The sequence below is a fragment of the Marinomonas sp. UCMA 3892 genome (assembly GCF_012726345.1).
Lineage (GTDB): Bacteria > Pseudomonadota > Gammaproteobacteria > Pseudomonadales > Marinomonadaceae > Marinomonas.
Genome location: NZ_PTXN01000023.1, coordinates 20213 through 33033 on the forward strand (window position 1 = coordinate 20213; position 12821 = coordinate 33033).

The following is a 12821-nucleotide window of genomic DNA, read 5'->3' on the forward strand; positions in this document are numbered from 1 at the left end:
AACAAAATCGCTCGATTTTACTAACAGCGAATTTGAATAGTTATGAAGCGCTTGGACGTACGGTGTGTCTCCACACTGGTGGAGCGTGAAATATTAGATGTTGTTTTTTACGCTGCTCTTTGTCAGAGGCGTTTTCCAGTAATGTTGAAATAGCATCTGCCATTGCACCAAGTGGTTGAGAGAACGTAGTTAGTTGATAGCCAAGCCAACTTGCTTGTTCTATATCATCGAAACCGACAATACAGATATCTTCTGGAATACGTAGACCAAATTCATTTTTCGCCACATCCATAAAGCCGCAAGCAATCAGATCAGTGACACAAAAAACGCCATCCGGTCTATCCCGAGAGGCTAATAAACGTCGTGCTGCGTCTACGCCAGTTTGGTAACTCGTTGGTCCTGCTCGTAACAAGGTACAAGCTTGCTTGGCGTCTTCGGCGGCTTGAATAAACAGTTTTTCACGAGTTAGTAAACTAGGTGATTGAATTGTCGACGACACAACCGCAAGCTTCTGGCAGCCTGCTCGTAGCAGCATGTGATGGGCGTCAGCCATAGCAGATTGGTAATCTATGCTGATGTGGTCTGTGCCTTCAAATTGTCCGGCACGGTTCACAAGGATGACTTGTTGTCCGCTTTGTACACAAGTTTCAATCAAAGTGGTTTGTGGTGTGCCTGATAAAACGATGGTCGCCGAGGCGCGGTAATTTAACGTTTGACGTAACGCCGCATCGGCACTGGCTTCGCCGCCTGAGGTGTTAATCACCATCACGGCTCGACCAGCCAGTTGCAGACGTTGGGTGAGAGCATCGAGCAAGCTTGCTTGATAAGGTGCATTAAGATTGGCGCCTAGAATACAAACAGGTCGGCTTTTTTCACTGGATAAGCCACGGGCGAGATGATTGACGTGATAATTCAATTCTGCGGCCGCGGCCAGCACACGTTCACGAGTGTCTTTGGAAACGCTCGCACCTTGGGTAAAAGTGCGAGAAACAGCAGACCGAGAAACGCCCGCTAGTCTGGCGACTTCTGCTGCACTGGCAATGTTTTTCGGTCGTTGCTGTGTCATTATTTTTTCATATCCTGACCAAAACCAGCGTCTCGCAATATTTTTTCCATGCTTGCGGCACGTTCTGCTAAGTGAATCAAAGCCGGTTTTGGGGTTTCAAACCATTCATCGGGATGAAGCTCTCGTGTTTTACGAATGTGTGCGATGGCTGCATCCAACGTAGGGTAGCGATCTGGGTATTCTAGATGTAAAAACAAGGCAACTATGGTGACGGAGCGGCTACGTCCACCGCGACAATTCACTAAGATATTGCCTTTTTCGCGAACTTTATAAGAGGCTTTCTCGGGTAGCTCTTGATCCAGTGCTGAACGCATTAAATGGTAACCTGCCAAGACCATAGATTCAGGGTTACCAGGGCCGTCAATAAGGCCAATTTTATAATAACGAACAGGAGCCCAACCATGTTTTAGCAAGTGTGCTGGTGGGTTAGGTTCTTGCAAATTCACAAGGTCAATATCTAAGTTTACGGCACAATTTAGCACGACTTTGATGTTGTGTTTTTCAAGCAATTCCGCGTCAGCTACACCGTTAGAACCGCCAATATAAATGTCGACGCCCCAGCCTGGAATATTGCTTTCGATCAAGCTAATCGGTGGACGTGGATAATGCTTTTTTACCTTTTTAGATGTCATGGTTTTTCGTTCTCTTTTTTTTGCGCTTGTCTTTTATAAAGTACAAATGAGCCAAGGTGTTAGGTAGTAAGTTCAAGCTCTGTCGTGCGTTGGTTATATAGTTCTTTTGGGGCTTTATGTTCAGCTGCAAGCGATATCATGGTGTCATTGGCAAACTGTTCTGCCACACCGGGAGCGACCGCTAGAATAGCCCCGCCATGCGCTATTTCCTCGTGAGTTTTAGGATAGGTACCTGTTCGTCCACCAGCCTCTCGTACCATGAGTAAACCGGCCAAGCAATCCCATGCATTCATATGCGATTCTGCGTAGCCGTCGGTTCGGCCTTCTGCCACCCATGCCAGTGCCAATGCACCAGAGGCACCACGTCGAATATTAGTACCGCTTGCCAAAAGAGAAGAAATGATTGCCAAGTAGACTTCTTGGGGAATCCGTGTAGACCATCCTAATTCAAAGGATGAGCTATGAGTATCCCTTATGTTAGAAACACGTAGGGCTTGACCATTTTTGGTGACGTATTGGTCTTTTCTAGCCAAGTATATTTCGTTCGTCGCTGGATTATAAATCGCGCCGAGTAACGTATCGCCGTTATGCACAAAGGCGATGGAAATACAAAAATGATCTATGCCCCGAGCGAAGTTAGCGGTGCCGTCAATCGGGTCAACTACCCAAAGCGAGGGATTCGATGTTGAGCCTCCTGTTTCTTCTCCAAGTAATCCATCTTCAGGAAAAAGGTTATAAATAGCTTGGCGAATGTGTTCTTCGACCAGAGCATCAGCTTCGGTCAAAAAGTCTTGTTGGCCCTTCAGTGTAAAATCGCCAGGTTGTCTGGCGCGATAGCTTTCTAGTGCTAATGCTCCTGCGCTTAGAATAATTGAGTGCAGGGCGGCTTCGCGCTTTTCTAGTTCGCTTTTTTTGATGTTGTTGGGTGTCAAGGAGGGATCCTTTTCTATTTGTTATATATAAATCAGTTGGGAAAAATTCGTCCCAACTGATTTCATTTTTAGTAATAGCTAGAGCCTTTTACTGCTTAATTTTTGAAGCTTAGGCTCCATAGGTCTTGCCAATCTTGACGGCTTTCCCAGTCAGATTTTGCTGTAGAAGCATCGTATCCCATGATTTGGTCGCGGACTTTATCTATACCTGCTGGCTCGTTATCAGGTAGTTTAACGGTTTGGTTGGTGGACATTTTTCCATCAACACCCTGTGGCGCGATGCCTTCGGCTGTCATCATGTAATGAATAAATAATTTCGCGGCGTTAGGGCTTTTCGTTCCAGTGGTAATGAAGCCTAAACCTGGATAGCTCCAACCGCTAAATGGCACCATATCGGCACAAAGACCCAGCTTCATACCATTTTCGTTTTGACGAAATTTTGCCGCGCTCACCATGCCGACAAAACTGTCTTTCACATCTGGTGCGCCAACAGCGTTAGCGGCTTCTGTATCAGAACTAGTGACTAGTGGATGATTTTCTGCGAGGGCTTTTACAAAGGCTGCTGTGGCGCTGTCTTCACTGGTTTTTAATGGTTTTCCAAATTCTGCTTGATAGGCATCGGCCATGGCTTTGTCGTGGTGTGTGGCGAGCTGGTTAAACCAATCTGTGTAAGATGGTTTGCCAAGAGGGTCCTGCATGGCGACTTTGCCACGCCATTCTGGTTTAGTAAGTTGCCACACATTGGTTACTGGGCAGGTGTCATAAAGGCCTGTGTTATAAGCCCAAATATTGGGCGCTAAGACCACCGTAAGCGGGTTTTGGTAGGTCGCAGGAATATTAACGGCAAGGTCCGTAGGAACCCAGCTGGTGACATAGCCTTTTGATAGTAGCTGCTCCATGCCCGCAGGTGCATCGGCCAGAATAGCGACGTCAGCTTTCACATTACCTGCTTTAGCTTCACGACTCACAATCTCTAGGATTTGCGATGCTTTGGCTTTGATACCTGTTGCTTGAATACCGTATTTTTTACTAAAGGCCTCTGCCTGTTGGACGATTTTCCCTGTGGAGTCATACACAGTCAACGGTGCTTCTTGTTTTGCAGCCGCGATTAATGCTTGAAGATCAAATGAGTCTGTGGCTGAAGCTGAAATAGAACCGAGAGTTGTTAAGCTAACACTCAGTGCAAGAAGGCTTTTTTTCATCGGGAAGTTCATAACAGTTTCCTTTTTAAGATTAGCTTATGCTTGTTTAGCGTAGGATTGATTCGTGTGTATTTGATTAGCGTTTTGTTTATTAGGTAATGCTGAGCTGGGCAGTAAATTGCTGTAATCAAGGTGACTTTCTGACAGAACAAGACGCTTTTCATCATGATCAAAAAAGTGCAGTGATGGTGTTGGCAAATACGCGTTTACCTGATCGCCTTCACGCCACTTCGGACGAGATTGAGTCGAATGAAATAATCGGTCTTCAGCGAAACTTAGTTCAATCACCCAGCTACCGCCTGTGGGCATGATATTTTCTATGACCATCGGTAGTGTGTTGATGTTTGCTGTGTTGGTGAGAATGATTTCTTCAGGGCGAATGGCGCAGACATCGGCGAATTTACTTTCTGGCTGTCTGGCTAAAATGTGGCTGGCAAGATTGATGAACTTATCATTGGATTCTTTTAGCTTGATCAGATTGATTTTCGGGTTACCAATAAATTCAGCCACAAAACGATTGCTTGGTTCGGCGTAAATTTCGTCTGGCGTGCCGATTTGTTGCAGCTGACCTTTGTTCATGACCGCAATGGTATTGGCCAGCGTCATGGCTTCCCATTGATCGTGGCTGACAAAAATAATGGTTGTGCCAAAGGTTTGGTGTAAGCGACGTAGCTCGGCGCGCATTTCTAGTCGCAGAGTCGCATCAAGGTTCGATAATGGCTCGTCTAATAGCAGCACACCTGGATTCACCGCCAGCATACGTGCCAAGGCAACACGCTGTTGTTGGCCGCCGGATAATTGAGACGGATAACGATCGGCGTATTCAAGAATGCGTAACTTGCTCATCACATCCAAACAACGTTCTTTGCGTTCTTGGGCTGGCACCTTTTGTAAGCGCAAACCAAAGTCCACATTGCGTTCCACTGTCATGTGAGGCCAAAGTGCATAATTTTGAAATACAAAACCAATACGGCGCTGTTCCGGTGGAATAAAACAGGACTGATGGACAGAATCTACCACCAAATCGTCTACGGCAATTTCACCGCTGGTGGAATGTTCGATACCAGCAATCATGCGCAAAATGGTGGTTTTGCCGCATCCAGATGGGCCAAGCAAACACATAAATTCGCCGTCTTCCACTGTCAGTGATACTTGGTCAACGGAAGGTTCAGTATTGCCGTCGTAGCATTTCGTTAGATTGGTTAATGTGATAGCAGGCATATTAATTCTCCAGACCTTGAGCCAAACCCGTACCGGAGATCTTTTGGATCAATACGGTACCAAGCCAAGCGATAAGAGCAATCATTAAGACCACCGCATTGGCGGCTTGGTCGTAGTTGTAATCGAGTAAACGCAGTGAATAGGTGGTGAGTACATCGGTGGATGGAATCGCCAAGATAATGAACAAGCTGACGCCTTTAATGCCGGAAATGAAAGGTAATAGAATCCCCGTTGCCAATGGACCTGCTTGTATTGGAATAATGATTTTGCCCATGCGGCTAAACCAGTTGGCACCAGCAATACGTGCCGCTTCTTCGGGTTCTTTGCCCAGTTGCGTCATAGCTGCAATACCTGATCGGCTGGCAAAGGGCATTTTTTCTGCGACGAGGGCGATGATGAGAATCAACGGTGTTCCGTACAGCGCCGGAATTGGGCCGCGAGCCACAGCGAACAAAGATAAAAACGCCGCCGCAAAGGCAATGCCGGGAACCAAATAAGGCAAGAAGGTAATTTGGCGTAAGAAAGAACCCACGCCTTTGAATGAGCAACGTAATACTGCATAACCGACTAACAACCCTAAGACGCCAGATATCATCGAAGATGAACCGACAATCACAATAGTATTCCATGCAGCTTGCCAAAATTCTGGTGTCAGCAAGATGCCATTGCGTAGGGCAACCGTGTCTAAATTACTGCCGATCCAGTAATCGAGAGTGAAGTTGTCTAGCGTAAAGCGACCGGGCAAAATCATGATGGTGGATAAGAACAAGGTCAGTAACGGCAGAACTACTCCGATCAATACAAAGGCCCCCGCAAAGCCAGATGCAGGTAAACGCATACGGCCCAGTTTGCGTAGCCTGTCCATGTTGCCTTTACCGCCGACAGTTACGAAGCGGCGAGCTTCTTTCATCATGCGAACATCAATCAGTAAGGTAATCACACCGATGATCATAATAACCGCAGCAATCACTGCCGCCACGCCGTTTTGACGGGTGTCTAGTGCTCGATACAATCCAGTTGCCAAGGTGTCATAGCGCACAGGTAAGCCTAAAATATAAGGCACTGCAAACTCGCCAATACAATCGGCAAAAATCAATAAAGCGGCAGACATTAAGGCAGGGCGAATTAATGGCAGAACAATAGAAAAAGCGATGGTTCGTGATGGCGCACCAAGTACACGAGCGCTGTCTTCCATTTGTGAATCAAGGCGACGTAACGCATTGCCGACAATCAAAATTACTAGCGGTGTGTAATGCAAAACCAAGATGAAAACGATGGGGAAATAGCCGTAAGCAACACTGTTTGAAGTAGTTATGCCTAAGGATTCTAGCCAGCCGGGTTGTCCACCAACGGTGCGGTTTTTAAAAATTGTCGTCCAAGCGAGAGCGAAGGTCCACGTCGGTAACATAAAAGGCACAATTAGCGCCGTGGCAAACCAAGCACGTCCTGCCATGTTGGTGCGATTTACCAACCACGCTAGCACTACGCCAATACTCATAGAAAACACCACAGTACTGGCCGCAATGGCTAAGGTGTTATAGAGAGGTTGCCATATGAGGATTTCAGAAATGCGTGAGTAGAGAGTGCGTACAATATAGTAAAAGGTGAAACTGCCTTCGTCTTGGTGGGTTCTGGCTTCGTCTCCTGATTGCACGATAAAGGAATCTACAAGAATCGAGAGCACAGGTGCAAGAATCAAATAAGCAAAGAAAATAGCCAGAACAAGGCCAATCAAATTAGCAGGTTCATGTCTGGCAACAGCAAATGAATGCCTTGCGCGTCGCCAAAGATTTGGCTTCTTTTGCTCTGCTGCGGTGAGCAAGGTAGTCATAGGTTATTCCTTAGAAAAACATTTAATTTTCTAAACAATAATCTTTGTCTATGACAAACCGATGACATTTTGCACATATGTGCAAAAAAATTTTTCGAACGTTTTTTTAAGCTAAATAACCTTATTAGATTGAGCACGCTGACATCTCTTGTTACTTTAGTTTTTCTAGTGAAGGGAGAATGTAATGGAACATGTATTGCCGAACGATGAGGCTTTTTATGGAAAAACCTTCACCGACTTAGCTATGGTGCAGGAAAGTGTGAGCCGTAAGGTGTTTGAGTCTTGCGTATTTGAATCGTGTGATTTCAGCGAAGCCTTCTTTGATGCCTGTACTTTTAAGGATTGTCAGTTCCGTAAGTGCAAGTTGACCGCGGTAAATGTGAGAAACAGTAAGTTCTCAGATGTACAGTTTTATGAATCAAAAGTTTTGGGTGTGGATTGGACCAAAGCCTATTGGCGAGGCTTAGAGCTGGGCGCGCCGCTTTTTTTTAAAGAATGTATGGTTAATGGCTCGTCGTTTTATGACTTGAAATTATCAGGAATTGTTTTTGAAGAGTGCCGTGCTCATGATGTGGATTTTAGAGAAGCGACACTGTCTCGTGCGCGTTTTACTGGAACTGATTTAACGAATAGCTTGTTTGTGAATACTAATCTAACTGGCGCAGATTTTAACGGCGCGACCAACTACGATATTGATGTGAAGAAGAACACCATTAAGAACGCGATATTTTGTCGTTATGAAGCGGTAAGTTTGCTGACGTCACTGGGGATCAAATTGGTTTAAAGGTAACGGATAAAAATAAAAAAGGAAAATGGCATGTTAAGAAAAGATAAAACGGGTTTGGTCGTGATCGACGTCCAAGGAAAGCTAGCGACTATTGTTCATGACAGCGAGGCGTTTATCGCCAATCTCGTTAAATTGGTGAAGGCCGCAAAGTTATTGGGCTTGCCCATTCTGTGGTTGGAACAAAATCCAGAAAAACTGGGCGCGACTGTACCAGAATTGCGAGAGGTTCTGGATATGGTTGAGCCAATTGCTAAGTATTCGTTTAGCGCCTGTGGTGAGCCTGCTTTTGTTGATGCGGTTAAAAAAGCCAAGGTGAATACTTGGTTAGTCAGCGGTATTGAAGCGCATATTTGTGTTTATCAAACGGCGTTGGGCTTGCTAGATTTGGGTTATGAAGTTGAACTGGTAAGCGATTGTGTGTCGTCACGAGCTATAGAGAATAAAGACATGGCGCTTGCCAAGTTAGCTCGCAAAGGGGCAGAAGTGACTAGTCTTGAAATGTGTTTGTTTGAGTTGATTGGTGATTGTCGGGCGGATGAGTTTAAGGGGGCATTGAGTTTAATCAAGTAGCTTTGCTTCGAACAATGTCGATTTAATTTATCTTGAACGGTCTGCTTTGTGGTTTAATCCAGCAATAGTTTTTCATTGAGACTCAATACCTTTCCCTTTAGGCAGGCAGCATGAACATAGATAAATCTAAAAAACGTATCGCAAAGAAAGTTAAAATGGGTTTCAAAGGTTATCCGCAACTATCCATTGCTTACTTCGGCGATACTGAAGACATCGCCACAGAAGTGATTGTCACCTTTACCGTAGAAGAAGGCGCTGAGCCACAAGATCAGCGTTTTGTGGGCCAAAGCGATGTACGCGAAGACGAAGTGATTCAATCCGCCTTGGTGAAAATCATGGAACGCACAGATGCGAAAACAGTATTAGAAGTAGAAGGTGTTTCGATCAAGAGCTGAGACTCTTTTTTTATTTAAATAATATGAAACTGGTGCTTGACCTTGGACTATTATCCAAGGTCTACACTCTCCTTATAGCTTAAAAACAGGAGAGACGTTATGCATCATTCATCAGGTCAAGATTCAAATCAACACACGCCTGGTCAGCATAAAGCCGGCTGTCAGTCAGATTCATTATGTCAGTGCCACCTTTCTAATCAATCAAAAGCTCATGATCATCAAGGGGTAAGCGGGTCTTGTTGCTCGACGTCAGGTAAAGCTTCCTCGTGTTGCTCAAGCGATAATGCGAGTCAAAAAGAAAACCAATGTTGTTCTTCTGACGACGAAGATGCCAGTGACAGAACTTCTGTCACACAAGGGAATGGAAAACAAACTTATATCTGGCGAGTCAGCGGGATGGATTGCGCTAGCTGTGCGCGTTCTATTGAGAAGGCGGTTACTTCCGTGGATGGTGTGGTTAGCGCCAATGTGGTTTTCTCTACCGAAAAATTGCGTGTTTCTGCGGATGCTGATGTCTCGGTCAAGGTTCAGGAAGCAGTGAAAGGGCTAGGTTTTAGTTTGGCTTCTTTGGATAAAAGCGCTTCTAATAACACTAATTCAGCTCAAACTATTTCAAATCAAAACACGACTTCATGGTTTTCACGCCAGCAATTAAGTGAATACGGTCCGATTGCGGCTTTGGCAGTGCTGATGTTATTGAGCTGGGGCATCGCGCAATTTAATCCATTATTTGGCGAAACCGCCTTTATAGTCACTACCTTGGTTGGCTTAGTGCCTATCATGAAAAAATCATGGCGGATGATGCGCAGTGGCTCGCCGTTTGCCATTGAAACTTTGATGAGTGTTGCAGCGATAGGTGCATTATTTATTGGTGCTACCGCAGAAGCCGCCATGGTGTTGTTGCTCTTTATGATTGGCGAATGCTTGGAATCGTTTGCGGCGAACCGTGCGCGCAAAGGCGTGAGCGCTTTGATGGCTTTGTTACCAGAAGAAGCCTTAATCATCAAAAATGGTGTGCGTCAAAAAATCGCTATAGCGGATTTACGTCCTGGGGATGAAATAGAAGTATCGCCGGGTGAACGTTTGCCTGCCGATGCTGAGCTCTTGTCCGAGATGGCAAGTTTCGATGAAAGCGCGTTGACGGGTGAATCTGTACCTGTTGAACGATTACGAGATGAAAAAGTTCCAGCAGGGAGCTTGTTAGCTGATCGAGTTGTGCGACTCAAAGTAGTGTCGCAACCGGGTAATAATGCCATTGATCGAATTCTACACCTTATTGAAGAAGCGGAGGAGCGCCGAGCACCGCTTGAGCGTTTCTTAGATAAATTCAGCCGTATCTATACGCCCGTGATTATGCTTATTTCTGTCTTGGTGATCTTGATTCCGCCTTTGGCCTTTGCTCAACCTTGGGATACGTGGATTTATCGTGGTTTAGCCTTGTTGTTGATTGGTTGTCCTTGTGCCTTGGTTATTTCGACGCCAGCGGCGATTACGTCTGGTTTGGCGGCGGCGACTCGTCGTGGTGCTTTGATTAAAGGCGGATTAGCGTTAGAGCAACTTGGTCGAATAAAAACCATTGCTCTTGATAAAACCGGCACACTTACAGAAGGTAAACCAAGTGTGACGGATGTAGTTACTTTAAACGGTTCTAACTTTAATGATTTGTTGGCTGCTGCAGCGTCCGTTGAAATGGGGTCTCATCATCCATTGGCGAAAGCCATTGTTGATTATACAGAGCAGCAGGGGATAGCATTAGTACATGCTGATAATCGCAAAACCTTGGCTGGTGTTGGTGTGGAAGGGGATTTTGCAGGTAGAAAAATCAAGATTAGTTCGCCAAGTAAGTTAGAGGAAGCGTTAGATGACTCTATTCAACAGGAAGTTATTCGTCTTGAGCAAGAAGGTAAAACTGTCGTTGTTGTTTTAGAAAAAGGTGAATTGTCGGGCTTGATCGCTTTGCGGGATAGATTACGCGATGATGCTAAGGCGGCGCTTAAAGATTTAGCGGCTTTGGGAATTAATGGTGTGATGTTAACGGGCGATAATGCCCGTGCCGCAGCTGCGATTGCGGCAGAGCTGAATATAGATTATCGAGCGGATTTATTACCAGAAGATAAAGTTATGGCGGTCACTGAGTTGAATCAACAACAAGCGACAGCCATGGTGGGCGATGGTATCAATGATGCGCCAGCGATGAAGGCATCTACCATAGGTATTGCCATGGGAAGTGGCACCGACGTAGCGTTAGAAACGGCGGATGCGGCATTGACACATAATCGCCTACAAGGCTTAGCAGAGATGATTCGCTTATCGCGTGCAACCAATGCCAATATTCGTCAGAATATCACTATTGCTTTAGGGCTAAAGGCGGTGTTTCTGGTGACGACCTTGCTGGGTATAACTGGGTTATGGTTGGCGGTATTGGCTGATTCTGGCGCAACCGCGTTGGTCACTGCGAATGCCTTGCGATTACTGCGTAAAAAAGAATCCGCTAAAAATAGCCAGAAATAACGGTTGAAAAAAGTCGCTAGGAGGCATTAAAGAGATTTAGAGAGCATTGAAAATGAACCCTAAGTCATGAATATTTCATTTATGTTAATGAAATGGGTAAGAAAAGATTAATCCGCTTACAAAGCACTAAGTTTTGTTCTGCAAGCGCATTTTTATAGAAAGTTGGTGGTAGGATTTCGCACCTTGTGTTTGATGTTGGTCGTAGAAAGGGCGCTTTTAGTGGTTTTAAACCAATCACAAAATGCTCACACTGCGGTTAGCCTATATCAATGTCTGATGCTGGTGAGGTGCTTTTAGTCTGTCTTTTGAGGATAGCAAGCACGTCCTATCATCCAACTATAAAATAATAGATGTTGTTTGCTTTATGAAAAATCAAAATACAGCTCCAGAAAAATCCTTATCTGCTCCGTTCGTTTATCCGAACATGAAAATCGCGTTTATCTTATTGATTACCTGTTTTGCTGCATGGGGCGTTGCCGCCAATATGACAGATCCATTGGTAAAAGTGTTTAGTAAAATTTTTACCATGAGCACGTTTGAATCCGCTTTAGTGCAGTTCGCTTATTATGGCGCGTATTTCTGTTTGGCGATTCCAGCAGCGTTTATCAATGCTCGTTACTCTTATAAAGCGGGTGTGTTGACAGGTTTAGGCTTGGCTATTTTAGGCGCCTTAGCTTTTTATCCCGCCAGTGTTTCGATGACGTATGGTTTCTTTTTGGCTGCTTTGTTTATTTTGGCAGCAGGCTTGTCTATTTTAGAAACCTCGGCGAATCCTTTTGTGATGACTATGGGACCAGAAGGCAGTGCAGCACGCCGTTTAAACTTGGCCCAAGCCTTTAACCCAGTTGGCACCAATATCGGTGTGTTTCTTGCGGCTACATTGATTCTTCCTAATCTAAATACGGCTTCTCCTGAAGAAAGAGCCAGCATGGCGCCAGAAATGCTACTGAGCATTCGAGCAGATGAATTAAATAGCGTGATGACACCTTATGTCGGCATGGCGTTTGTGTTGATGATCATTTGGGCGTTTATCTATTTTATGCGCGTACCTAAATCGGCTAACAAGGTTAATGTTGATGAGGTACAGAAGATTGATTTTGTGGCGACACTAGGACGATTACTTGCTAGAAAACAATACCGTTGGGGAGTTGTAGCACAGTTCTTTAACGTTGCTGCACAAACTTGTACTTGGACTTTTACTATCCAATATGTGCAAGAAACATTGGGTGGTACAGAAGCCAGTGCGTCTGATTATTTGCAGTATAGTTTGATTATTTTCTTAATATCGCGTTTTGTTATGACGTGGTTGATGGGCTTTTTCCGTCCTGCTGTGTTGCTAAGCATCTTGGCTTTATTAGGTACTGCTTTATGCCTATACGCTGTGATGGTGCCAGATGTAACTGGTGTTTGGGCGATAGTGTCTATTTCCGCTTGTTTATCTTTGATGTTTCCAACGATTTACAGCATTGCGTTGGACGGTCTTGGTAGTGATACGAAATTCGGTTCTGCGGGTTTGGTAATGGCTATCTTGGGTGGCGCAGTAATGCCATTGATCCAAGGCGCGACTATCGATGAGTACGGCGCTATTATTTCTTATGTTGTGCCTGCTGCTTGTTTCTTAGTTGTAGCAGCTTACGGAATGTTCTCAGTGAAAAGCACCTCTGTTTAATTACT

The 12821-nt window shown here is 45.1% G+C and carries 11 protein-coding genes; 5 read left to right on the forward strand and 6 right to left on the reverse strand.

Features of this window, described 5'->3' with window-relative positions; all coding sequences use genetic code 11:
* Window positions 1-40 precede the first annotated feature (40 nt).
* The 6 genes from B6N13_RS21575 to B6N13_RS21600 form a co-directional block, all read right to left on the reverse strand.
* Entirely contained in the window at window positions 41-1066 is a 1026-nt protein-coding gene (locus B6N13_RS21575) for a substrate-binding domain-containing protein (RefSeq protein WP_169460571.1), read from the reverse strand.
* Complete coding sequence (locus B6N13_RS21580) at window positions 1066-1698, reverse strand: dual specificity protein phosphatase (protein WP_169460572.1); 633 nt, start codon at window positions 1696-1698, stop codon at window positions 1066-1068. The genes B6N13_RS21575 and B6N13_RS21580 overlap by 1 nt, the downstream gene beginning before the upstream one ends.
* Window positions 1699-1757: 59 nt before the next feature.
* Window positions 1758-2630: an inositol monophosphatase gene (locus B6N13_RS21585; protein WP_169460573.1), complete on the reverse strand. Its 873-nt coding sequence runs from the start codon at window positions 2628-2630 to the stop codon at window positions 1758-1760.
* Window positions 2631-2725: 95 nt separating this feature from the next.
* Entirely contained in the window at window positions 2726-3844 is a 1119-nt protein-coding gene (locus B6N13_RS21590; RefSeq protein ID WP_211172974.1) for an ABC transporter substrate-binding protein, read from the reverse strand.
* A gap of 24 nt (window positions 3845-3868) precedes the next feature.
* Window positions 3869-5053, reverse strand: coding sequence for an ABC transporter ATP-binding protein (locus B6N13_RS21595; protein WP_012069317.1), 1185 nt, complete (start codon window positions 5051-5053; stop codon window positions 3869-3871).
* Between the two features lies 1 nt (window position 5054).
* Entirely contained in the window at window positions 5055-6884 is a 1830-nt protein-coding gene (locus tag B6N13_RS21600) for an iron ABC transporter permease (protein ID WP_169460574.1), read from the reverse strand.
* A 184-nt stretch (window positions 6885-7068) separates the two neighbouring features.
* On the opposite strand from B6N13_RS21600, the gene B6N13_RS21605 reads away from it, so the two are divergent.
* From B6N13_RS21605 to fucP, 5 genes are all read left to right on the forward strand, one after another.
* On the forward strand, window positions 7069-7668 hold the full coding sequence (locus B6N13_RS21605; protein ID WP_012069319.1) for a pentapeptide repeat-containing protein: 600 nt from the start codon (window positions 7069-7071) through the stop codon (window positions 7666-7668).
* Between the two features lie 33 nt (window positions 7669-7701).
* The gene (locus tag B6N13_RS21610; protein ID WP_012069320.1) at window positions 7702-8241 is read left to right on the forward strand and encodes a hydrolase; all 540 of its coding nucleotides are present in this window, start codon (window positions 7702-7704) and stop codon (window positions 8239-8241) included.
* Between the two features lie 110 nt (window positions 8242-8351).
* A complete protein-coding gene (locus tag B6N13_RS21615) occupies window positions 8352-8636 on the forward strand; it encodes a hypothetical protein (protein WP_169460575.1) in 285 nt (94 codons plus the stop codon).
* A gap of 99 nt (window positions 8637-8735) precedes the next feature.
* Window positions 8736-11147, forward strand: a complete 2412-nt coding sequence (locus B6N13_RS21620) for a zinc/cadmium/mercury/lead-transporting ATPase (protein WP_169460576.1) — start codon at window positions 8736-8738, stop codon at window positions 11145-11147.
* A gap of 364 nt (window positions 11148-11511) precedes the next feature.
* Window positions 11512-12816, forward strand: coding sequence for an L-fucose:H+ symporter permease (fucP, locus tag B6N13_RS21625; RefSeq protein WP_169460577.1), 1305 nt, complete (start codon window positions 11512-11514; stop codon window positions 12814-12816).
* The last annotated feature ends 5 nt before the right edge of the window (window positions 12817-12821 follow it).